This window comes from Gallaecimonas mangrovi (genome assembly GCF_003367375.1).
Taxonomy (GTDB): domain Bacteria; phylum Pseudomonadota; class Gammaproteobacteria; order Enterobacterales; family Gallaecimonadaceae; genus Gallaecimonas; species Gallaecimonas mangrovi.
Genome location: NZ_CP031416.1, coordinates 2,559,692 through 2,582,224, shown reverse-complemented (window position 1 = coordinate 2,582,224; position 22,533 = coordinate 2,559,692). Strand labels below are relative to the sequence as shown.

19 protein-coding genes are annotated in these 22,533 nt (G+C 46.3%); 17 read left to right on the top strand and 2 right to left on the bottom strand.

Annotated features, from left to right (window positions below; all coding sequences use genetic code 11):
• Positions 1-10 precede the first annotated feature (10 nt).
• The 12 genes from ccmA to DW350_RS12290 all read left to right on the top strand — a co-directional run bounded on the left by ccmA (position 11) and on the right by DW350_RS12290 (position 11,184).
• On the top strand, positions 11-622 hold the full coding sequence (gene ccmA, locus DW350_RS12345) for a cytochrome c biogenesis heme-transporting ATPase CcmA (RefSeq protein ID WP_115720637.1): 612 nt from the start codon (positions 11-13) through the stop codon (positions 620-622).
• Positions 619-1,290 carry a heme exporter protein CcmB gene (gene ccmB, locus DW350_RS12340; protein WP_115719166.1) on the top strand — a complete coding sequence of 224 codons (672 nt, stop codon included), beginning with the start codon at positions 619-621 and terminating at the stop codon, positions 1,288-1,290. Before ccmA ends, ccmB begins: the two co-directional genes overlap by 4 nt.
• Before the next feature lie 11 nt (positions 1,291-1,301).
• The gene (locus DW350_RS12335) at positions 1,302-2,039 is read left to right on the top strand and encodes a heme ABC transporter permease (protein ID WP_115719164.1); all 738 of its coding nucleotides are present in this window, start codon (positions 1,302-1,304) and stop codon (positions 2,037-2,039) included.
• The gene (gene ccmD / locus DW350_RS12330; RefSeq protein ID WP_115719163.1) at positions 2,039-2,257 is read left to right on the top strand and encodes a heme exporter protein CcmD; all 219 of its coding nucleotides are present in this window, start codon (positions 2,039-2,041) and stop codon (positions 2,255-2,257) included. The genes DW350_RS12335 and ccmD overlap by 1 nt, the downstream gene beginning before the upstream one ends.
• Entirely contained in the window at positions 2,241-2,702 is a 462-nt protein-coding gene (ccmE, locus tag DW350_RS12325) for a cytochrome c maturation protein CcmE (protein ID WP_115719161.1), read from the top strand. Before ccmD ends, ccmE begins: the two co-directional genes overlap by 17 nt.
• Complete coding sequence (locus DW350_RS12320) at positions 2,692-4,644, top strand: heme lyase CcmF/NrfE family subunit (protein WP_115719159.1); 1,953 nt, start codon at positions 2,692-2,694, stop codon at positions 4,642-4,644. Before ccmE ends, DW350_RS12320 begins: the two co-directional genes overlap by 11 nt.
• Positions 4,641-5,171: a DsbE family thiol:disulfide interchange protein gene (locus DW350_RS12315; protein WP_115719158.1), complete on the top strand. Its 531-nt coding sequence runs from the start codon at positions 4,641-4,643 to the stop codon at positions 5,169-5,171. The genes DW350_RS12320 and DW350_RS12315 overlap by 4 nt, the downstream gene beginning before the upstream one ends.
• Positions 5,168-5,632: a cytochrome c-type biogenesis protein gene (locus DW350_RS12310; RefSeq protein WP_336406942.1), complete on the top strand. Its 465-nt coding sequence runs from the start codon at positions 5,168-5,170 to the stop codon at positions 5,630-5,632. The genes DW350_RS12315 and DW350_RS12310 overlap by 4 nt, the downstream gene beginning before the upstream one ends.
• Positions 5,629-6,834, top strand: coding sequence for a c-type cytochrome biogenesis protein CcmI (gene ccmI, locus DW350_RS12305; RefSeq protein WP_115719156.1), 1,206 nt, complete (start codon positions 5,629-5,631; stop codon positions 6,832-6,834). Before DW350_RS12310 ends, ccmI begins: the two co-directional genes overlap by 4 nt.
• On the top strand, positions 6,835-7,599 hold the full coding sequence (locus DW350_RS12300; protein ID WP_115719154.1) for an MlaA family lipoprotein: 765 nt from the start codon (positions 6,835-6,837) through the stop codon (positions 7,597-7,599). It abuts the gene before it with no gap.
• Positions 7,600-7,798: 199 nt separating this feature from the next.
• Positions 7,799-8,914, top strand: coding sequence for a response regulator (locus DW350_RS12295; protein ID WP_115719153.1), 1,116 nt, complete (start codon positions 7,799-7,801; stop codon positions 8,912-8,914).
• A gap of 107 nt (positions 8,915-9,021) precedes the next feature.
• Entirely contained in the window at positions 9,022-11,184 is a 2,163-nt protein-coding gene (locus DW350_RS12290) for a GGDEF domain-containing protein (RefSeq protein WP_115719151.1), read from the top strand.
• Positions 11,185-11,210: 26 nt separating this feature from the next.
• On the opposite strand, the gene DW350_RS12285 is transcribed toward DW350_RS12290, so the two are convergent.
• Positions 11,211-13,214 carry a BCCT family transporter gene (locus DW350_RS12285; RefSeq protein ID WP_226911321.1) on the bottom strand — a complete coding sequence of 668 codons (2,004 nt, stop codon included), beginning with the start codon at positions 13,212-13,214 and terminating at the stop codon, positions 11,211-11,213.
• Between the two features lie 181 nt (positions 13,215-13,395).
• Entirely contained in the window at positions 13,396-14,976 is a 1,581-nt protein-coding gene (locus tag DW350_RS12280) for a peptide MFS transporter (protein WP_115719148.1), read from the bottom strand.
• Positions 14,977-15,279: 303 nt separating this feature from the next.
• On the opposite strand from DW350_RS12280, the gene rfaH reads away from it, so the two are divergent.
• The 5 genes from rfaH (at position 15,280) to DW350_RS12255 (ending at position 22,515) form a co-directional block, all read left to right on the top strand.
• Positions 15,280-15,735, top strand: coding sequence for a transcription/translation regulatory transformer protein RfaH (gene rfaH, locus DW350_RS12275; RefSeq protein WP_152032978.1), 456 nt, complete (start codon positions 15,280-15,282; stop codon positions 15,733-15,735).
• Between the two features lie 684 nt (positions 15,736-16,419).
• Positions 16,420-19,314 (top strand): SLBB domain-containing protein, encoded by a 2,895-nt coding sequence (locus tag DW350_RS12270; RefSeq protein ID WP_226911320.1) that lies wholly within the window; start codon positions 16,420-16,422, stop codon positions 19,312-19,314.
• 61 nt (positions 19,315-19,375) lie between these two features.
• Positions 19,376-20,344: a Wzz/FepE/Etk N-terminal domain-containing protein gene (locus DW350_RS12265; RefSeq protein ID WP_115719144.1), complete on the top strand. Its 969-nt coding sequence runs from the start codon at positions 19,376-19,378 to the stop codon at positions 20,342-20,344.
• 12 nt (positions 20,345-20,356) lie between these two features.
• The gene (locus tag DW350_RS12260) at positions 20,357-21,634 is read left to right on the top strand and encodes a flippase (RefSeq protein WP_115719143.1); all 1,278 of its coding nucleotides are present in this window, start codon (positions 20,357-20,359) and stop codon (positions 21,632-21,634) included.
• A gap of 8 nt (positions 21,635-21,642) precedes the next feature.
• A complete protein-coding gene (locus tag DW350_RS12255; protein ID WP_192954671.1) occupies positions 21,643-22,515 on the top strand; it encodes an alpha-1,2-fucosyltransferase in 873 nt (290 codons plus the stop codon).
• The last annotated feature ends 18 nt before the right edge of the window (positions 22,516-22,533 follow it).

Genomic DNA, 22,533 nt, shown 5'->3' with positions numbered 1-22,533 from the left:
GATCTATCCCATTATTTTTGTTAATAATTTGTCTTGTGTCCGTGAGGAACGTCAGCTTTTTGAAGACCTTTCCTTTACCTTAGCGACCACCGAGCTGGTACAAGTTGAGGGCCCGAATGGTGTTGGCAAGAGCACCCTATTGGCAATTGTGGCCGGTATTGGCGCTCGTGCCAGTGGTGAAATCCATTATCAGGGCCAGCCTATCGACCGCGTAAAAAAACACTACCACGAAGATCTGCTGTTTATTGGCCATCAAAGTGGCATCAATACAGTATTAACGCCACTGGAAAACCTGGCGTTTTATACCAAGATGCAGCCTTGCCATGATATTGATCACTGGGACGTGTTGGAAAAGGTCGGCTTGTTGGGGTTTGAAGATGTACCGGTTGACCAGCTTTCCGCTGGCCAGCAGCGCCGTGTCGCCCTGACCAGGCTCTGGCTAAGTAAAGCCCGCTTGTGGATTTTGGATGAACCCTTCACCGCTATTGATAAAGCCGGCGTAACACTGCTTGAAAACAAACTTCAGCAGCACTGCCAACAGGGTGGTGCTGCGCTTATTACCACTCACCAAGATCTCAATATTCCGGTAACCCGGCGTTTGGTGCTGGAGCCGGTGTTATGAGGCAGATTTTTTTCGCACTTATTCAACGGGACTTGGCCATTGCCTTTCGTAAAAAGGCTGACATTCTCAATCCGCTTATTTTTTATGTGCTGGTGATCACCTTATTTCCGTTGGGATTGGGCCCAGAGCCCAAACTTTTAGCACAAGTCGCACCGGGGATCATTTGGGTGGCGGTGTTGCTCAGTGCCTTGTTGTCTTTTGAGCGGCTTTTTCGTGACGATTTAGCCGACGGTAGCTTGCAACAGATGATGCTAACGCCGCTACCGTTGCCCTGGGTGGCGCTGGCGAAAGTGATTAGTCATTGGTTATTGACGGCACTACCGTTAATGTTGCTATCACCTTTGGCGGCCATCTTACTTTCCCTTAGCTGGCAAGGATGGCTGGCTTTATTGCTAACACTATTGGCCGGAACCCCGGCGCTCAGCCTTGTTGGCGCCGTTGGTGTGGCATTAACGGTTGGTCTCAAGCGCGGTGGTATTCTGCTTAGCCTATTGGTGTTGCCGCTTTATATTCCGGTACTTATTTTTGCCGTCGGTGCCATGGAGGCGGCCAATCTTGATTTTGGATACACTGGGCAATTGGCGTTGCTAGGGGCCTTCAGTCTCGGGGCGCTAACGCTCTGTCCTTTTGCGATTGCTGCCGCCTTGCGTATCAGTATTAACGGATAGTTGGAACAAGCATGTGGAATTGGTTACATCCTTATGCCAAGCCTGAACGGGCTTATCAGTTGTGTAAGCGCTTAATGCCTTGGTTGTTATGGCCAAGCCTGATTATCATTTTGATTGGCACGGTGTGGGGGCTTGCCTTTGCACCGGCTGATTACCAGCAAGGCAATAGTTTTCGCATTATTTATATCCATGTGCCTACTGCGATGCTGGCAATGAGCGGTTATTTAGCGATGGCTATTGGCGGCTTTATTGGCTTGGTGTGGCAGGTAAGACTGGCTGAACTCAGTATTCAGGCTATTGCCCCTGTTGGCGCCGTATTTACCTTTTTATCGCTTTTTACTGGCGCAGTATGGGGTAAGCCAACGTGGGGTACCTGGTGGGTGTGGGACGCGCGTCTTACATCACAACTTATTTTATTGTTTCTGTACTTGGGCGTTATCGCTTTATATGGTGCCTTCAGCGATAAGCGCACCGCTGGCCGAGCGGCGGGCATTTTGGCGTTAGTCGGGGTGATCAACTTACCGATCATTCATTATTCGGTGCAATGGTGGAATACCCTGCACCAAGGCGCCACCATCAGCCGGTTTGCTAAACCTGATATGGCCGACAGCATGCTTTGGCCATTATTAATTAATCTGCTCGGATTCGCATTGCTATTGGGTGCACTGTCCATGAAACGCATGGCAACGCTGATTTTGAGTATGGAGTCGCGCAGGCCTTGGGTGGCTAAGTTGTTGGAGCGGCACTGATGTATTTTCATAGTTTTAAGGCATTTTTGGCCCAAGGGCATCACGGCTTTTACGTTTGGTTGGCCTATGGCACAACCTTAACTGCCTTGATTTTATTAGTACTGTGGTTGTGGGGGCAGGAACGCGCTCTAATTCGAAGTCTGCAAAAACGCCAAGCCCGGATGCAACGGCAAGCAAGAAGACAACAAGGGGAAAGTCGTAATGAACCCTCGTCGTAAGATGCGCTTAATGGTGGTCAGCGCCATTGTGCTTGGCTTGGCGTTGGCAACCGGGCTGGTGCTTTACGCCATGAGCCAAAACATCAACCTATTTTTTACCCCTAGCGAAATTGAAAGTGGCAAGGACGGCGTAAAACCGCACCCTGGCCAAACGTTGCGCATTGGTGGTTTAGTTGTACCTGGCTCGGTTAAGCGCAACGATAAAACCTTGGACGTGCATTTTGATTTAACCGACAACAGCGGTTTTAAAGTCAGAGTGTTCTATTCTGGCATCCTGCCCGACCTTTTCCGCGAAGGGCAGGGCATTGTTGCCCAAGGTACCTTCACTAAAAACGGCACCATTCGAGCTTCACAGGTGCTGGCTAAACACGATGAAAAATACATGCCGCCTGAAGTCGCGGACGCTGCGAACAAGATGCACCAGCGAGGCGTAAATGGTTCCTGAACTTGGTCACTTTGCATTGATGTTGGCGCTTGGGCTGGCATTACTTTCCTGTTTTTATCCGCTTTGGGGCGCTGCTAGAGGGCAAGTCCGGTTAATGGCCATGGCAAGGCCATTGGCGTTAGGCCAGTTTGTGTTGGTCGCACTGAGCTTTGCCTCTTTGGTTTATGCCTTTATTAGCAACGATTTTACCCTGGCCTATGTCGCGGATAACTCCAATACTCAGCTGCCGCTGGTTTATCGCATTTGTGCTACCTGGGGCGCTCATGAAGGCTCCCTTTTATTGTGGGTATTGATCTTAACCGGCTGGGCCGCAGCAGTGGCGCTGTTTTCCCGCTCCTTGCCGTTACCTGCGGTTGCGCGGGTATTGTCGGTTATGGGCATGGTTTCCACTGGCTTTTTGCTGTTTATTTTATTTACCTCCGATCCCTTTTCCCGCTCGTTGCCGTTTTACCCTGTTGATGGCGCCGACCTAAACCCTATGCTTCAAGACCCGGGCTTAGTGGTGCATCCGCCGATGCTTTACATGGGCTATGTGGGATTTTCGGTGGCTTTTGCCTTTGCTATTGCGGCGCTGCTGTCAGGTAAACTTGATACGGCCTGGGCGCGGTGGTCACGGCCCTGGACGGCAGCGGCGTGGCTGTTTTTAACCATCGGCATTACCCTCGGTTCTTGGTGGTCATACTATGAGCTGGGCTGGGGCGGCTGGTGGTTCTGGGACCCGGTTGAAAACGCCTCTTTCATGCCATGGCTGGCGGGTACTGCGCTGCTGCACTCGCTGTCGGTAGCCGAGAAACGCGGTGTATTCAAAGCCTGGACGGTGTTATTAGCCATTGCGGCATTTTCACTAAGCCTAATGGGAACCTTCTTAGTGCGTTCTGGGGTGTTGGTGTCGGTGCATGCCTTTGCCACTGACCCTACCCGGGGCCTTTTTATCCTGACCTTCCTTATCATCGTTATTGGCGCCAGCCTGACGCTTTATGCGTTTAGGGCGTCCAAGGTTAAAAGTCAGGGCAGTTTTACCCTACTGAGCCGCGAAAGCTTGCTGCTGAGCAACAACGTCTTTTTGTCTACCGCCTGCATCATTGTGTTGGTGGGAACCTTGATGCCGCTGGTACATAAGGAAATGGGCTTGGGCTCTATCTCGGTTGGGGCGCCTTTTTTCAATGGGCTTTTCACTTGGCTGTTTGTGCCGTTTGCGTTTGCCATGGGCGCAGGTCCATTAGCGCGTTGGAAGCGTGAACCGGCCAAAGCGCTATTAAAGCGTCTGTCGTTAGCCTTTGTTTTGAGTTTAGTGGTGGGTATTTTGCTGCCCTTGCTGTTAGCGGGCAATGCTAATGGTTATGCGATGCTGGGCTTGGTGCTGAGCATTTTTGTACTCATCACCACCATCCAAGAAGTACAATTGCGTGTCGGTAATCGCTTTGGTTTCTTTAAAGGACTGAAGATGCTGAACCGCAGCCACTGGGCAATGATCTTGGGCCATTTAGGGTTGGCGGTGACCGTGGTCGGTATTGCCTTAACCACCAGCTATTCGCAAGAAAAAGACATTCGGTTGAAGCCAGGGCAGAGCTATGAGCTGTCGGGTTACCGCTTTCATTTTGACGATATGACCCCCGTTAAAGGCGCCAACTACGACGGCTATGGCGCGCACTTTACGGTGACAAAAGACGGCGAGCAAGTTGCTGTTTTAGAACCGCAAAAACGTTTTTACCCGGTGGCGCGTTCGGTGATGACCGAAGCGGGTATCGACGGCGGTTTTATTCGTGACCTTTATATTGCTTTAGGTGAACAGCTAGATGATGGCTCTTGGGCCATCCGTGTGCATGTGAAGCCTTTTGTGCGTTGGATATGGTGGGGCGGTATTGTCATGGCCTTTGCCGGCGTGCTGATTGTGAGCGACAAACGTTATCGCTTTGCACGAATGAAGGAGGCACAGGCATGAAAAAGCTCTGGTTATTACTGCCACTGGCCTGTTTTCTGGTTTTGGCTTGTTTCTTATATAAGAGCCTGTATTCCGACCCCCGTACCTTAAATTCGGTGCTGGTGGGGAAACCGGTACCTGAATTTAATGTGCCTGATTTGTTTGACCCGGCGCAGCATCATACCCAAACGCTACTCGCCACGGGCCAGCCTACCTTACTTAATGTCTGGGCAACCTGGTGCCCAACCTGTTATGCCGAGCACCAATATCTAAATAAGTTGGCGGAGCAGGGGGTACGTATTGTCGGGGTTAATTACAAGGACAAGCGCGACGCGGCTATGCAGTGGCTCGGTAAGCTGGGTAACCCTTATGAGGCGGTGCTGTCTGATCCCAAAGGCATGCTAGGGTTGAACTTGGGTGTCTACGGTGCCCCTGAAACTTTCCTTGTTGATGGAAAAGGAATCATCCGATATCGCCAAGTTGGGGATGTTACTGAGAAGGTGTGGAATGACACCCTTAAGCCACTCTACAACGGACTTAAGCCATGATGAAAACGCTGCTGTATATCATGCTGCTACCTGCAGCACTCTATTGCGTTGTCGCTGCTGCGGCCATTGACACTTATACGTTCTCAGATCCTGCTAAAGACGCGCAATTTCATGAGCTTATTAAGGAGCTGCGCTGTCCTAAATGCCAAAATCAAGATATTGGCGACTCCGACGCTGAACTGGCCAAGGATCTGCGGGATAAAGTGTATAAAATGACCGAGGCCGGTAAGAGCCGAGACCAAATCATCGACTACATGAAAGCCCGTTATGGTGACTTCATTCATTACCAGCCACCACTGCGTTTAGATACCATCATCCTTTGGCTTGCGCCTTTTCTGGTGCTGGTTGGCGGTCTTGTTTTTATTTTCGTGCGGGCCAGTAAGGAGCAAGCATCTCCTTTGAACGCCGAAGAAAACAGACGGCTCTCCAAGCTGCTAAACGAGAAGGAAAACCATCAATGATTTGGTTGTACCTAGTAATGGCCATCATGCTGATTGTGGCCATTGCCTTGGTTTTCGTGCCGTTGTGGACAGATTCCACACTCTCACAGCAGCAACTTAATCTTCAGCTGTATCAAGACCGCAAGCGTGAATTAGTGCTGGAGCAACGTCAGGGCTTGGTTGACCAAGACCGTTTTGATGAACTCGACAGTGAGCTTAAGCGCAGCTTACTGGATGACGCTGAGCAACAGGAAAAATCGCAACAGTCTGTTAACTGGATAGTTTTGTTACCCGGCGTTATTGTGCTGCTGCTTTGCTCCCTGGGTATGTACGCCCACTTTGGTAACAGTCAGCAGTTAAGCCATTGGCAGCAGGTAATGAAACAGCTGCCAGACTTGGCGCAAAAGGCGTTAAAGCCGGCGGCTGGCCACGAGCTTAACCGCCAGCAAATGCAAGATTTAGCCTTGGGTATTCGAACTCGCCTGAGCGAACAAGACGACACTAATGCCTGGGTTTTCCTCGGCCGTGTCGGTTTTGCATTGGGTGAGAAAGAATTGGCAGTTGGGGCTTATCAAAAAGCCCTTGATAGAGCGCCGGATGATAAGGCGGCTTTATTGGGGTTAGCGCAGGTGAAACTGCTGAGCGGTGATAAAGCCGATTTAGCCGATGCTGACACCTCGCTGAAGAAGCTGTTGGCTCTTGAGCCGGGCAATACAGATGCCTTGTTGCTTCAAGGCTTTGTGGCCTACCAAAGGCAAGATTACAAGCAAGCCATGGCAGTATGGCAGGATCTGGCGGATAATCTGCCAGCCAATGACCCAAGGGCGGCGATGGTGGCAGCACGTATTGCTGATGCCAAGAGTAAGTTAAAAGGTGCTGGCCGTAAGTTACTGGTGAAGATCAGTGTGTCGCCCGAATTAAAGGCATCACTTCCTGATTCGGCGGTACTGTTTGTGTACGCAAAAGCAGCCGCGGGTGGGCCACCCTTGGCGGCTGTGCGGCTACCGCTAACGCGTTTGCCGACGGAAGTGGAATTATCTGGAAGTACCTCGATGATACCCGGTCGCAGCTTGGCTGATGCTAGCAGTTATATCGTCGGTGCCCGGGTTAGCCAAAGTGGTCAGATAGGCAAGGTGCAAAGCGGGGATCTCAGCGGTGAGAAAGGTCCTGTCAGTGCTGCTGAGCAGCAAATAAGCTTGGTTATAGATAAAAGGACAAAGTAAATGCGCCGGTTGTTGCCTCTATGCTTAGTTGTTCTCGCTGGTTGCGCCAGCGAGCCTCAGGTATTGCCTGATGCTAAGCCTCCTGTGCTCAAAGCCGCTAATCAACGCGATCCGCTGGAAAGCTTCAACAGAGAAATGTGGACACTTAACTGGGACGTGCTTGACCCTAATGTTTCCAGGCCGGTCACCGTTGCCTATACCAAACATGTACCAACTCCTATTCAAAAGGGGCTGCTCAATTTTGCACAGAACCTGTCTGAGCCAGCTAGCGCCGTTAATCAGTTATTGCGTTTCCAATTTAAACGTAGTGGCGAAACCCTCGGGCGTTTTCTGTTAAACACCACCTTTGGCTTATTGGGCTTTATTGATGTGGCGTCAATGACTGGCCTTGATCGCCATGAAACCGGTTTTGGTGAGGTGCTGGGCTATTACGGTGTTGCCGATGGTCCTTTTTTGATGCTACCGGTACTTGGGCCGACTACGCCGCGTGAAGAGGCGGGTGATTTTGTCGACTTGCTTTACCCGCCTTTGGCACTGCTGAACTTTACCGAAAAAGCCATTCGCTGGGGTATTGAGGGTATTGACGACAGAGCCAAGCTAATACCTCAAGAAGGGCTTATTAATCAAAGTGTTGACCCTTATTCTTTCATCCGGGAGGCTTACTTCCAGAAGGAATACTTTGACACCTTTGGTCAACCAATGCCGCAACCGAAACAAGACGATTTTGATATCGATAAATACCTGGATGAAGATTCCGGACAATAAAAAGGGCCCAAGGGCCCTTTTTTGTGGTTTAGGATTTATTAGCGTTGAGCCGCTTTACTCATTTGGCTATTTATTAAACGCCCTTGTCTGCTAGTCTGAAGCTTCTGTTTGCCGCAGCATTGACAGAAAGACCCTATTGAACAAGTTTTAAAGTATTGAGTAGTACAGGACAAGGAGCCTCGGGCTCCTTTTTTACGCTATGAAAAGAGAACGCATACTCGTTGTTGATGATGAACCGGTTTTTCTAAAGCTGGTTACGGCTTTTCTTGAACGCCTGGATTTTGAGGTCTTAGGTGCAGGTAGCTTGCGGGCGGCGTTAAACACGCTGGAGCAAGAAGCGGTGGATCTGGTGCTTTGCGATCTCAAATTGGGTGATGGCAGCGGTATGACCTTGCTTGAACATGTCAGGGACAAGTTCCTTGATTTGCCGGTGGTGATGATATCTGGCAAAGCCGATATGGATGATGTTACTACCGCCCTACGCTTAGGGGCGAGTGATGTGCTACTCAAACCCATTAACGAGTTAGCGATGCTTGAGTACGCTGTTGAGTCGGCTCTGGAACGTTACCGCTTACAAGCTGAGAATCGCCGGCTTACCGAAGAGCTAGAAGCTGCCAATGTTGAGTTACAACTTAACCTGCGCATGCTGGAAGAAAGTAAACTGGCGGGCAGAGAAGTGCAGCAGCAGATGTTTCCCGAACCTTTGCTGCGTTGGCACGAGGTAACGCTGCGTTATCAGCTGTTTACTGCCAGTGAGATCGCCGACCAGTTCGTTGATTATGTCGCCTTGGATGACCGCTATTTGGTGGTGCTTGTGGCGCGCTTTGGTCATGCTAGTTCCAATAGCGCCTTTTTGTCCGTGGTACTGAAAACGCTTTTTAATCAACCCGTAAAACAGTACCGTGCAGGTGAGCCATCGCTACTGCTGAACCCGGCGCCCTTCTTGGACTATTTGAATGTTGAGCTGTTAAAAAGCCAGCTTGAGCAGCCTGTCAGGGCGCTTTATATGGTGATTGACCGGGAAAAACACCAGGTGCGTTACGGCAATGCCGGCTATACGCCGGTACCGGTGCACTCGGGAGAAGCCATGGATGAAGGCCAAGCGCCGCTCGGCATGTTTGAATGGAGTCGGTATTTGGAGTCTGTGCACGACTTTGTTGCTCAAACACAAATATTGCTGGCAAATCGCCACCTGGCCTGGAAGTGGCCGATGGATCCGCAAAAGGCTATTTCTGAGCAACTTGCATTACCTGAGGAAGGTGGCCGCGACGAAGATCTGCTGCTGCTGGGGATTTTCCAAGAAGCCCGACACTAGGCTACAAGCGGTCTAGCTGCGCAAATCCTTAACTATGCAACTACACTGATATGGCCTAAAGCCAATGATTGGTTGTAGGGAAGTGCATAAGAGTAAAAGGATAAGCCATGGCAGGAATTGGTGTTTGCGGCGACCCCTCCACGTCCGCACTCGAACAAATGCTGATGTTAACCGCCAGGGCACTGGGCGTTGAGCGCATGGGCCTCACTTGCCAGCGCCGCCGTATCAGTTGGTTTTACCCTTCCGACCCAACAGAACAGCTCCTGCCGCTGGTCAGGCACGCCAAAAAGCAATATTTCAACGACGCCGTATTGCTGTTATTGCCCGTTTTAGAAGACGACAACGTGGTAGCAACGCTGGGGGTGTGGCAACACAAAGACGACTTTCCTCCCGGTTTAGAGCAAGTAGCAGAGTTATTTGCGCAAGAACTAAAATTGCGCGATTTACTGAGTCATGTGCCTCTTGACCAAACCAAACTGAAAGATAGCCCTGTGGTTATGGTGATGTGGGAAGCCAACCCTGCCTTACCGGTGTGCTTTATCAGTGATAATGCACAAGCTCTGCTTGGAATGGATGTTATGGCTATTCGCAGCGGTGAGGCTCGGTTTGAGGATTGGCTTAACGATGACGATGTAAAAGCGTTCTTAAGGCTATTAAATGCCCATGTCCGTGGGGCCCGGCAGTCAGAGCTTGATTACCGGCTAAAGGGCGCCAATGGCAAGGTGCATTGGGTTCGCCAGTACAGCGTTGCCCAGTACGACATCAATGGCAATGTGACAGCCATTTACGGCTACCTGCTAGAACAAACCCATCGCAAGCTGCTGGAATTACAAATTAAGGCAACCCGTGACCGGCTGTCGATGGTGATGGAAGCGTCTGCCATGGGAGTGGCTGATTGGGACCTGCTGCAAGATCAGTTGTTATTAAGCCCACAGCTCAGTTTTATGTTGGGGGTTAGCCCGGAAGAGCTGGAGCCTTGTTTGCATTCTTGGCAGCAGTTTATTCACCCTGCTGATAGTGCCCAGGTTGAAGAAGCCTTGAAACGGCATTTAGCGGCGCTAACCAAGGGTTTTCACTGTGAATACCGGATCATTCGCCCCAGTGGCGATATTCGCTGGTTGGAATCTCATGGTCGTGTTGTTGAATACAGTAAAGATGGCGAACCGCTGCGGATGCTGTTCATGCATCAAGACATCAGTGCGAGAAAGTCAGAAGAAAGGGCAAGGGAGCGCCAGCAAGCACTTCTTAACCTGATACACCAGGCCCAGTCGCAATTTTTAGAAGAACAAAACCTTTCTGCCTCGTGTGACGGTATTTTTGAGTCTCTGCTGGCAATAGCGGAAAGCCAGTTTGGCTTTATCAGCGAAGTGCACCACACCGAGAAGGGCTTGCCGTACATGCGGGTACAAACCATTTCTGATATCAGTTGGGATGCCACCAGCCGAGCCCTGTATCAAAAGCACATTGAAAGCGGTTTGGAATTTCACAACATGAACACGCTGTTTGGCCAAGCCATTGTCACTGGCAAGCCCGTTATTTCAAACAACGTTAGGCGTGACCCTCACTCCGGAGGAACGCCCAAAGGCCACCCGCCGCTGGAGTCTTTCCTCGGGCTACCTATTAGTTATCGTGGCGAGCTGCTTGGTGTGGTAGGGCTGGCTAACCGTTCCGAAGGGTACTCAGAAGAAGAGGTTCGCTTTCTTAATCCATTAATCGATACCTTGGGGATGTTGATGCATGCCCGTTTGGTAGAGAAAGCACGCTGTGAAGCTGAGGCGGAGTTAGCGCTTTTGGCTAGTACCGATATGCTAACGGGCCTTTTAAATCGTCGCGCTTTTATGCGGGCAATGAACGAAATTATTGACGAAGGGCAAAAGTACACACTGGTGGTGATGGACCTTGACCACTTCAAGTTAATTAACGATACCTTTGGTCACAGTGTTGGTGACCAGGTGCTCAAGCACTTTGCCGACATCATTAAAGAACATGTTGAAAGTACCGATGTGCTAGCGCGTATCGGTGGTGAGGAATTTGTTTGGCTGTTTAAATCGAAAGAACCTGATAATGGTTATGCCAGAACCGAAAAAGTGCGGGAAGCGGTTTGTGCTACCCCTCTTGTCCATAATGGTAAAGAAGTCACCTTAACGGTAAGCCTGGGTGTTACGGTACTGGGCGGAAAAGACAAGAACGGTGATGAAGCGTTAAACCGTGCCGATGCTGCGCTTTATGAAGCGAAGAAAAAGGGGCGAAACCAAACGGTTGCTGCATAAAAAAGGGCCCGCCGGGCCCTTTTTTATTAACGCACCATATGCAAGAACTGCATATGTTTTTCATACTGGTCAAGAATATCGTTAACCACTTGTTCTTTGGTATAACCATACACGTCGTAGCCTTGGCCACCTTCACGGAGGTGAACTTCTGCCCGAAAGTGTTTGGCTTCATCCTTTTCGGTGAAATTAAACTCCGGAAAGGCAAAGGTTGGTGCGGTATAGCCTCTGGCGCGCACCTCGTAAATGAAGTCGATTTCCTCGCCGTGAGAAACCACGATTGCTGCCCTATCGTCCTGATCTTCTTTAACGACGACTTCCATTTCTGTCGTTGTTCTTAGTTCTTCGGCAACCGAGTGCAGCACCGGCTTGACGGTTTCGTTGATGTAGGTTTTTACTTCGGCTTTTTTAGGCCAGGAAACAATCCGCTGCAGGCGGTTTTTCCAGGTGTAGCCTGCTGCTCTTGGCGCCGCGCTGCCAGCTTGTCCTGGTGGTGAGACGCTGTAACGCAAGCTGCTTTGTTTTAAACCCTCGACACGCAGTGCTTTCCACAGCGCATAGCACATGAAGAGCATAACAATGGCAAAGGGCAGGGCTGAGGCAATAGATAAGGTCTGTAAGGCTTTTAAGCCATCTTTGCCACCAGCAACCAGCAAGGCAATGGCCACGGCCCCTTCGGTGAGCGCCCAGAAGATGCGTTGCCATACCGGTGGCTCTTCACGGCCGCCCGAGGTGATCATATCAATCACTAGCGAGCCTGAGTCGGAAGAGGTAACAAAGAAGGTGACAACCAGCAAAGTCGCCAGCAGCGACATCACCCCTGACCACGGCAACTCTTTTAAGAATTTGAAAATCGCAGTAGAGGTATCTGCCTGCACGGCAGAACCAACACTATCAATGCCTTGCACCAAAATCATGTGAATTGCTGTATCGCCAAAAAAGGTCATCCACATAAAGGTGAAACCGACCGGCACACAAAGTACGCCAATTACGAACTCACGAATGGTGCGGCCTCGGGATACCCGAGCGATAAACATGCCAACGAAAGGCGACCAGGCTATCCACCAGCCCCAATAGAACAGTGTCCAACCGCCAATCCAACTGTGGTCAGGTTTATAGGCATACAAATTGAAGGTTTTGCTAACTATATCTGAAAGATAAGAACCGGTGTTTTGCACCAGCGTTTGCAGCAAAAATACGGTGGGGCCAGCCAAAAGTACGAAAAACAGCAGCAGTACCGCTAGCCCTAAATTGAGCTCTGAAAGTCGCTTAATTCCGCCATCTAGGCCAACGACGACCGATATGGTGGCGAGCAGGGTGATACCAACGATGAGCAGTATTTGTACGGTCAGGTTGGTGGGGACATCAAACAAGAACTGTAAGCCGGCGTTAACTTGCATTACGCCCAGCCCAAGTGACGTAGCAACACCAAACATGGTGCCCAAGACGGCAAAAATATCTACTGCATGGCCGATGGGACCATGTATACGTTCCCCGAGAATGGGATATAACGCTGAGCGGATAGTTAATGGCAGGCCATGCCGAAAACTAAAGTAGGCAAGCGAAAGGGCAACAACCGCATAAATGGCCCAAGCATGCATGCCCCAATGAAAGAATGTGATGCGCATGGCTTCTTTGGCCGCTGCTACCGTTTGCCCTTGACCAACGGGAGGATTGGTAAAATGCATAACCGGTTCGGCAACACCAAAAAATAACAGGCCAATGCCCATGCCGGCTGAAAACAGCATGGCAAACCAAGAACCGTAACTAAAGTCAGGTTCAATATGGTCTGGCCCCAAGCGAACTTTGCCGTAACTACTAAAAGCTAAGCCAACCACAAAAAATAAGAAAATGGCCACGGCCAGTATGTAAAACCAGCCTGTATTGGCAATTATCCAGCTTTGTACATCCCCGAAGGCGGCGCCTGCAGTCTTGGGTGCTATGACTGCAAAAAGCACCACTGCCAAAATGATGAGTGCCGAACCGAAAAAGACCGGCGGATTCATTTGCTGAGTAATGGAATTTTTAGACATAGAGAGCGTCATCCTTGCCAAACAATATAGCTAGTCTAATGGGCTATAGGCAGACCCATCAAAGATGGGTGGTTAATTATTGCGCTTTTTAGGGTTTTTATTTTGTTTGTTTACTTATGAATTGTTTTGTCTCGGACGGTATCGGTAATAAAAAGCCCCGCTTAGCGGGGCTTTTTATCGGTTAGTGCTGTTTTCTAACGGCTTCGTGATCGGCCGTCACTTCCATTTCGTCTTCGACGTTATGGGCTTTGGCTTCAGCGCCATGCATCCAGTCGATAAGTTTGTTTGAGATCAACAGCAGTACTAAGGCGGCAATAACGCCCATAGCCACAAGGCCGCCAAAGATAGCCAGTGATTTGTCTACCATAGCGGCCTCTTTCAGAGCGTCGGCGCAGTTTTTGAGGTCGAGCTCTGCAACGAGGCCTTTAGCCTTACATTGCTCGATAAAAGCGCTGTGGTTGCCTTCAACACCGATAAAGGAACCGATAAAGCCGGCAACGTAGTTTGCAAGACCTGTGAAGAAAAACCAAAGCCCCATAAAGAAAGAGGCCAGCTTCACCGGCGCTAGTTTCGTTACCATAGACAGCCCCACCGGGCTCAAGCAAAGCTCACCTAAGGTATGGAACAGGTAAGCCAATACCAGCCATGCCATAGAGGCTTTAGCATCCTCGGTACCGTCGGTGATTTGCATTGATGCCCCAACCATGAACAAGAAGCCAAGGCCGAGTAGTAACAGGCCTAGGGCAAACTTGATGGGGGAGGTCGGTTCTCGGGCTCCTAACTTTATCCAGATACTGGCCAGTATCGGCGCAAAGATAACAATAAACATGGCGTTGACAGACTGAAACCAGGCTGTTGGCACCTCGAAGCTACCTAACATGCGGTCAGTAAACTTGTCGGCGTAGATATTCATCAGGCCACCGGCCTGTTCAAAACCTGCCCAGAATACGATGGTGAAAAGGCCCAGGACAAAAATAACCTTAATGCGGTCCCGCTCGATTTTGCTGAGTGGGCCTGTGGGTTTTTCTGATGCTTGCTGCTCTTGCTTTTTCAGTTTTCCTATTGGCTCTTTACCAATGTTACCCAAGAGCTTATTGCTAAAGAAAAGTTGAATGAGTACAGACAGCACCATGCCAGTACCGGCAGCTGCAAAACCGGCTTGATAGTCATTAATGAACACGCTTTGACCATCAATCACTTCGGTATGGCCAAAGTATTCGTAGGCGGCAGCAACCAAGATGCCGGCAAGAAAAGCGCCAACGTTGATACCCATATAAAAAATGGTGAAAGCGCCGTCTCGGCGATGATCGCCTTCTGTATAAAGGTCACCCACCATGGTTGAAATGTTGGGTTTAAAAAGCCCGTTACCGAGGATCAGCAGGGTAAGGCCTGCGTAGAACACCTGGGTTTCTAAGCCTGGGATCATTGCGTGAGGGGCGGCTAGGGTAAATTGCCCGATGGCCATTAAGGTACCACCGATGATAATAGACCGGCGCTGGCCAAGTACATTGTCGGCCAACCAACCGCCGATGAGTGGGGTGAGGTAAACCAGCATAGTGAAGGTGCCATAAAGGGATATCGCATCCTCTGGTGACCAACCTAAGCCTGCTCCTCCTTGCCCTTCAACTTTGTCTACCAGGTACAGCACCAGAATGGCGCGCATGGCGTAATAGGAGAAACGTTCCCACATTTCCGTTGTAAAAAGTAAAAACAAGCCTTTAGGGTGCCCTAAGAAGGTGCCCTCAGGAACGTGTTTATCCATTGTTAACTCCCCGTACCAATAAGGTTTGGTTATTGTTTTGATATGTTGACGGCTTCTTATACCGATAGGCCATAAAAAACTCAATCAAAGGGCTTTGGAGTTGTGAATTGATGCGACGGAAAGCAATTTGTCGTAGAGTAACGGCCAATGAAAGAGCATTGGCAGCGGAAAAGGCAAACTTTTTACTCAAAGATTGCAACTTGCTAAGTCTTAGGTAGACTTGGCGGCTGATGTGACATAGGAATTGTCCTGAGAGGTTCTGTGTTCGGTTGGTATCTGGTTTATTGCCGCGCTAAGCAAGAGATGCGCGCAAAGTTGAACCTCAACAATCAAGGATTCGACACTTATCTTCCCAGAGTCTTGGGCTCAAAGATCAGTCGTGGTAAACGCCAGCAAGTCGAGACTGTTCTATTTCCAAACTATCTCTTCGTTCAGCTTGACCCCGAGGGGGGCGACTTCTACAAAGTACGCTCAACCCGCGGCGTTAACGGCTTTGTGCGAAGTGGAGATAAACCCGCCAGGATCCCTTCCAAGCTCATCAAGACGCTAGCCCTCAATGAAGAACGCTTAGAAAAGGCCGGTGTTCTAAATGACGGTTATAAAGCAGGTCAACGGGTACGGCTGTTAAATGGCCCTTTCAAAGGTTTGAGTGCCATCTACCAAATGGATGATGGCGAAACCCGTATCAAGGTGATGATTGAGATACTTAATCAGCAATCGCCAGTATCGATTTCCTTAAAAGATGTTGAACGTATCTGACATTTTCATTGTCTGATGAGAGCAGCTTAGGCCTGCTTAAGTTGTTTTTATAGGGGTTAGGATCCTTGATTGGCTTAAAAGAGGTTTTTCATAGTAAAAATGCTCTCTTAACCGCTAATCTGATGCGGATCAAGGCCCAGCGTTTTGAAATGGTGATGAATATATAATGCTTTAGATATCAGCCGTATAGAGATTTTCTTGCCTATTGATATCTATGGCTTTAGTGAATGCCTGGGACTTTTCACGTTTTATCGGTGAGTATGTAGTACTTGATTAACGTTACTGATGTGCGTTGATATATGGGATTAGCAGTTAAGGATTGGCTTGATATAGCCGCTTGAGAGCTGAATAGGTAGACAACATAAAAGCTTATTTATCTATCAATTTGTAACTGATAGCGGTGTTGAGGGGCTGATTTGTTCAACTCTGTAAAGTTTACTTAAAACAAAGCCTGAATGGCATCTTGGTTAAAAAGAAGACAAATTGGTTAAACTTGAGCACTGTGGGAGCTGCAACCCAGGGGCGGTAGCGTGTGCTTTTATTGATCTATTTTCTCTTTAACTTGTTGAATTTAAATAGATTTATTTTGTCCTCTGATTTCGTTTTTGTCATCAGAGAATGTTTAGGGGATTCGTGCACTCATGTTGTGAGTACACGACATTTTAAGAATAAACGGAGCTTCGGGTGTTTAAGAAATTTGGGCTTTTCCTTTTAACGCTGGTGGTGTGGGGGACGGCATCCGCCGCGTCCCTATCAACATCGTCGATTTCACCAGCGATGATTCAGCAGTTTCAAAACATGTCCACTTCCCAACAGCAGGCTTTGGCTCAGCAATATGGTATTGATTTATCAAGCCTGACTGGCGGTTCATCTGGTAGCTCCTCCAGTGGCGCCTCTTCACAAGGTGTTCAGCAGACCCAAAGTTCGGTTCTGCAGCAGCGTCAGCTTAACCAACAGATGCTACAACAGCAGCAATCCCAGAATACTGATAATGGTACCGACAAGCCTAAGCGCTTTGGCATGAATTTATTTGATGCCGACGTCAGTATGTTTGCCCCTGTTGATACTGCTTCTGTACCCGATGATTACGTTGTTGGCCCGAACGACGTAATTGACCTTATTTTGTACGGTAAAGAGAGCCAGGAGCAAAGCTTAACGGTCTCCCGTGATGGCACCATCAACTTGCCGGATTTAGGCCCAATTAAAGTAGGGGGGCTCACATTTGGTGAAGTAAAGAAGGTAGTAAAGGCTAAGGTGAAAGATGAAATGATTGGCCAAAGTGTGGCCATTAGTCTTAGTACCATGCGCAATATCAGTGTCTTTGTTGCTGGTGAGGCTAAATATCCCGGTTCCTATTCTTTACCAGCTTTGACCACGGTTACCCAGGCCTTATTTGTTGCCGGTGGTGTAAGTGACATCGGTAGCCTGCGCCATATCGTGATAAAGCGTGGTGGAAAAACGGTACGTCATTTTGATCTTTATGACTTATTGCTAAAAGGGGACGCGTCTGACGATATTCGCCTGCAATCCGGTGATGTTGTTTTCATTCCTCCTTATACCGGCCTTGCCGAAGTCAAAGGTGAAGTGCGCCGTCCGGCATTATATGAGCTAAATAAAAACGATACGCTAGGTGATTTACTTGCAATGGCAGGGGGAGCTGACTCAGACGCTTATCCTCAGTCATCGGTTCTGGAACGTATTAATGGTCAGAACCTTCGCGATATTCAAAACGTTAATTTAACAAACAAAAAAGCGCTAGATGAGAAGGTGAGAGGTGGTGATGTACTCCGCGTAGGAGCAACCTCAGACCAAGCAACCAACGCCATTGTATTAGCTGGTGCGGTAGTTCGTCCTGGTAAATATGCCTGGCATCAAGGTATGCATGTAAATGACTTGATTCGAAGCCTTTGGGGTGATTTACGGTTGTCTGCCGACCTTGACTACGCGCTTGTCATTCGTCAGGTCAATGCGTTAGGTGACATCCAAGTTCACCAGTTCCAATTGGGTAACGCTGTTACTAAACCCTCGAGTAAAGATAATCTAACGCTTCAACCTAAAGATATTGTCCTTGTCTTTAACTATGATGATGACAACATCAATCGAAAAGATCTCAACGACTATATAACTCAAGACCTGCAACCCGTTTTGACAGCATCAAGTGACCAGCGTTGGCTGACCGGCGACTTGATGAGTAATGGCTTCCAGTACATCCAAGATAATAACGATAAGAAAAAACAGGACGTTAATTCTGTTGCTGGCATGAATATCGATGATGCGGCTACGGCCAAACAGCAACAAGATGCCGCTAATCAAATGACTACTCAGAAAACTCAGCAGCTTGCTGATGGTACTGTTGTCACCACTAATACCACTAGTGGCTCTAGTGACACTGGGTTAAGTCAAGATGAGCAACAGTCAACATTATCAGATGAAGTGAATCATCTGCTATCTAACATTTATACCGACCCTAAGCTTATTGCTTTAACACCAGAAATGAAGCGCCAAGAGCTACTTTACCCCGTAATGGCCAAGCTTAATGCGCAAGCGCGTAATGGCGCACCGCTACAGGTTGTATCTATTACAGGTGATGTAAAAGTTCCTGGTAAATACCCGCTAAGTGTTAATGGCGACATTACAGGGCTAGTTAAAGCGGCCGGTGGCTTAAGTGCTTCGGCCTATTACGGGCGAGCTGAATTAACCCGTGCCAAGGGTAATAATAAAGATCTTAATGGTATTACTGTTACTCATAAGGCAATTGATTTAGAAAATGCGATGAAAGGTGGCAATGATAATGTTGCCTTGGTGAGCCGTGATAATTTAAATATTTTTGCCACTCCTGATTGGCAAGTTGATCGTACGGTTGAAATTCGCGGTGAAGTGCGTTTTCCTGGCTCCTACACTATTCATCGTGGTGAAACATTACATGATGTAATTCAACGCGCTGGCGGTGTAACGCAATACGCCTTCGTCGATGGTGCTGTCTTTACTCGTAAACAAGTTCAAGAGCGGGAACAAATTCAGGTTAATAAGCTGATTGAGCAGTTACGTAGTACTGTCGCTACTCGTGCTTTGTCATCTAATACAACTACGATTAGCTACCAAGATGCGACCAACATGATTGGCGAGCTCCAGAATATTAAACCTGTTGGCCGTCTCGTTATTGATTTACCAGATATTTTATCTGGAGATAAAGCTGCGGATATGCAGGCTGAGGACGGCGATATTCTCTATATTCCTCGTAAAACAACAACCATTTCTGTTGTGGGTGAAGTGCAATATGCCAGTAGCCATCGTTTTAAGAAGGGATTGAATGTTGAGGACTATTTGAACCTGTCTGGCGGCTTCCGTAAGCGTGCGGATGAAAGTCGAGTGTATGTAATCCGTGCTGATGGCTCCGTTATGATTCCCAATCAAAGCCATAGTTGGTTTACATCCAATGATGATAGTCAGTTGAAACCTGGAGATACCATTGTTGTACCTTTGGATACCGAGTATCAGGATAACTTGAAGACTTGGAGCAGCGTGACTTCAATTATTTATCAGAGTGCAGTTGCGTTGGCCGCAATTTCATCACTTTAATTAAACTTAAAAAAATCCACCGCTTTCAATAACGGTGGATTTTTTAGACTGAGTTTCTTGTATGAATGAAGAAAAAGAATTTTTTAAAAATAAAATGATGACACATAATACGAATGTGAGACCCTTAAAAGAGGGGGAGGTTGACCTAAAGGATCTTTTTATCTTACTTTGGAGAAGCAAAGTATTGATCTTAATTATTTCCGCTGTATGTGCTATCGGTGGATATATCACTTCAAAATTTATGCCCGAAAAATATCAATCCCAGGCTCTAATTTCCCCTGTATCCACAGACCAGAATTCATCGTCCATCATGGGCCAGTTAGGAAGTATTGCATCTATTGCTGGTTTATCTATGGGGACAACAGGAACTGTTGATCAAACAACATTGGCTTTGCAAATTCTTCAATCTCGGCAATTTATAAGTAATTTTATTCTTAAACATAAAATTTTAGCTACACTGATGGCCACTAACTCATGGGATGCCAAAAGAAATTCATTCGAATATAACTTAAATATATACAATCCTAAAAATGAAATCTGGTTGAAAAATAAAAATGGCATGTCTTTAAAACCTTCACTTGTCAGTGCTACTAATTACTTCCTAAATAAAGTGATGACAGTTGCTCCGGATAGTGAAGCCTCCGGGATGACAACTGTTAGTGTAAGTTTCTACTCTCCGGTTATATGTAGACAATGGGTTGAGTGGTTAATCTCCGATCTTAATGAAACAATGCGCATGCGTGACATGAAAGATGCTAAAAATAGTATTGCTTATTTAAATGGACAGCTAGAAAGCACCACTGTCGCAGATACAAGAGCTATGCTTTATCAGTTAATTGAACAGAAAACTACGACGCTAATGTTGACTCAAGTTCGAAGAGAGTATGCTTTTCAAACAGTGGATCCGGCTGTAACTGCTGAGCATCCTTCAAGCCCTAAGCCAAAACTGGCGCTAATTGTTGGGTTTATATTAGGGCTGTTTCTAAGCGTATTATATGTTCTGATTAGAAATGCAATAAAAAGAGACTAATAGTCATTTGAAATGAAAAATCTCTCTTGGTTATTTTTTGAAAAAATTTTAAGAATTATATCTGGTGTTTTTGTAGGCGCTTTGGTCGCAAGATATTTAGGGCCTAATAACTTTGGTGTATTTAGCTACAGTCAATCGCTTGTCATCTTAGTGTCTTCTATTGCTAGTCTTGGTTTAGATGGCATTGTGTTTCGTGAGCTAGTTAGAAATAGGGATAAAGTAAAAGATATTGTCGCTACATGCTCGGCGTTGAAGATGTTGGGTTTTGTTTTGATGACTATAGCTATTACTTTTTACTTTTTACTTTTTAAAAATGAACTGGATATAGAAAATTTAGTTTACATAATAGCTATTAGCTACTTCTTTCAGTCATTAAATACAATTGATTTATATTTTCAGTCAGAAAGAAAAAATGATATTAGTGTTGCTTTTAAAGTGTTGGGGCTTTTTCTTTCAATTTTATTTAAGATCTCATTAATTTATTTTAATGCTCCTTTGGTTTATTTCGGATGGACTCTAGTTCTTGAGTCTGCGATAACTTACATCGGACTCAGCTTTGCTTTCTTCAACAGGCGACTTGATATCAAAGGTACTCTGCATTTTAATTTAACATTAGCATTAGAATTTTTAAAAAACAGCTGGCCTTTAATATTTACAGGGGCTGTTGTTATGGTGCAGGCAAGAATTGATCAAGTAATGCTTAAACATTATCTGGGTGATTATGAAGTAGGTCTATATAGCTCTTCTCTTAAAATTGTTGAAATGTTTGCTTTTCTACCTTTAATTTTAAAAACAGCTTTTTATCCTAAAATTTCATTAAGATGGCATGAGGATAAAGAAGAAAATAAAAGAGTTATGCTAGATTATTACAGGCTTAACTTTTTAATTTTCTTAATAACGGGTTTTTCACTTCTTCTCCTTTCTAGTTATATTATTAGCATACTTTATGGGAATGAATTTAAAGGTGCTGGAATATTATTAGCCTTAATGTCATTTCGACTTTTTTTTACAAATTTCGGTGTGAGTAGGTCTATTTTTATTTTGAACGAAAATATGCTGAAGTATTCTTTTTTTACTGAAGGGGTTGGTACTATTATAAATATAATATTGAATGTTATATTTATACCAAAGTTTGGCGCGATCGGTGCGATTCTTACGACATTTGTTTCATACGCTTTTAGCATTTTCATTATTGATTTAATAAGTAGTCCCACACGAGACAACGCCTTACTTATGTTGAAATCTATCTTCTCTTTCTGGAAATGTAATTTTAAAGGGTTTTTAAATTGATATTTTTTGTGTCGAAGGGACGCTTTGGAAATCAAATTTTCCAATATTTATTTTTGAAAAAAATAAAAAATAAAGCTGATGAAAGAATTGTTACGTACCAACTAGATGAGTTTTGTAGTGTTTTTTTAAAACCGACTGACTTACTTAATATAAAAAAAACAAAATTTAGGAATAAATTCTTTAATCATATATTTCCTAAAATATTTTCTATTATAAAATTTTTAAAATTATTTAATGTGGTAAGTGTTGTTAAAGAAGACGTTATTGGCTATCAACGTGAAAAGAATAATTTCATAAAGTCTAAAGGGCTTTTTTCATTTTTAACTCTTGTTGAAAGTGGTTTTTATCAAAGCCAATCTTTTTTTTGCGAAAAAGATGCTTGGTCACTTGATTTCGATCCTCAATTAGATGCAATGGTTGCGAACGTAAAAAATGAAATTATTAAAAAGGATGATCAATCCACCTATTATTTTATACATATAAGACGTGGCGATTATAAAGATTTTTATATATATGGAAAGAGTACATTACTTCCTATTAGTTATTATCTTGATGCAATTAATAAAATAATTGATTCCGATAAGAATGCAAAGTTCATTTTTTTTAGTGATGATAAAAAGTTTGTTGAAGATAATTTCTATTTTTTGAGAAATAAATATATTTCCCCTTTCAAGACTTTCCAGGAAGACTTCCGTTTTATGACTCTTTGCGATGGTGGAGTTATGAGTGCGAGCAGTTTTAGCTGGTGGGGTTCATATTTTATAAAAAATAAAAAAATAATATATGCTCCAGAATTTTGGTTGGGTTTTCGATCAAATATCGATTTTCCTGCTGACCCTATTCCGCCTTATGCGGAATTAGTTAAAGTGAAAGAAGATTAATTTATACATTGGGAATTT

Excerpts from the sequence above, each read along its gene's own strand:
- ccmB (WP_115719166.1), top strand. The coding sequence starts at position 619 with ATGAGGCAGATTTTTTTCGCACTTATTCAACGGGACTTGGCCATTGCC.
- DW350_RS12335 (WP_115719164.1), top strand. The coding sequence starts at position 1,302 with ATGTGGAATTGGTTACATCCTTATGCCAAGCCTGAACGGGCTTATCAG.
- ccmD (WP_115719163.1), top strand. The coding sequence starts at position 2,039 with ATGTATTTTCATAGTTTTAAGGCATTTTTGGCCCAAGGGCATCACGGC.
- ccmE (WP_115719161.1), top strand. The coding sequence starts at position 2,241 with ATGAACCCTCGTCGTAAGATGCGCTTAATGGTGGTCAGCGCCATTGTG.
- DW350_RS12320 (WP_115719159.1), top strand. The coding sequence starts at position 2,692 with ATGGTTCCTGAACTTGGTCACTTTGCATTGATGTTGGCGCTTGGGCTG.
- DW350_RS12315 (WP_115719158.1), top strand. The coding sequence starts at position 4,641 with ATGAAAAAGCTCTGGTTATTACTGCCACTGGCCTGTTTTCTGGTTTTG.
- DW350_RS12310 (WP_336406942.1), top strand. The coding sequence starts at position 5,168 with ATGATGAAAACGCTGCTGTATATCATGCTGCTACCTGCAGCACTCTAT.
- ccmI (WP_115719156.1), top strand. The coding sequence starts at position 5,629 with ATGATTTGGTTGTACCTAGTAATGGCCATCATGCTGATTGTGGCCATT.
- DW350_RS12300 (WP_115719154.1), top strand. The coding sequence starts at position 6,835 with ATGCGCCGGTTGTTGCCTCTATGCTTAGTTGTTCTCGCTGGTTGCGCC.
- DW350_RS12295 (WP_115719153.1), top strand. The coding sequence starts at position 7,799 with ATGAAAAGAGAACGCATACTCGTTGTTGATGATGAACCGGTTTTTCTA.
- DW350_RS12290 (WP_115719151.1), top strand. The coding sequence starts at position 9,022 with ATGGCAGGAATTGGTGTTTGCGGCGACCCCTCCACGTCCGCACTCGAA.
- DW350_RS12285 (WP_226911321.1), bottom strand. The coding sequence starts at position 13,214 with ATGTCTAAAAATTCCATTACTCAGCAAATGAATCCGCCGGTCTTTTTC.
- DW350_RS12280 (WP_115719148.1), bottom strand. The coding sequence starts at position 14,976 with ATGGATAAACACGTTCCTGAGGGCACCTTCTTAGGGCACCCTAAAGGC.
- rfaH (WP_152032978.1), top strand. The coding sequence starts at position 15,280 with ATGCGCGCAAAGTTGAACCTCAACAATCAAGGATTCGACACTTATCTT.
- DW350_RS12265 (WP_115719144.1), top strand. The coding sequence starts at position 19,376 with ATGAATGAAGAAAAAGAATTTTTTAAAAATAAAATGATGACACATAAT.
- DW350_RS12260 (WP_115719143.1), top strand. The coding sequence starts at position 20,357 with ATGAAAAATCTCTCTTGGTTATTTTTTGAAAAAATTTTAAGAATTATA.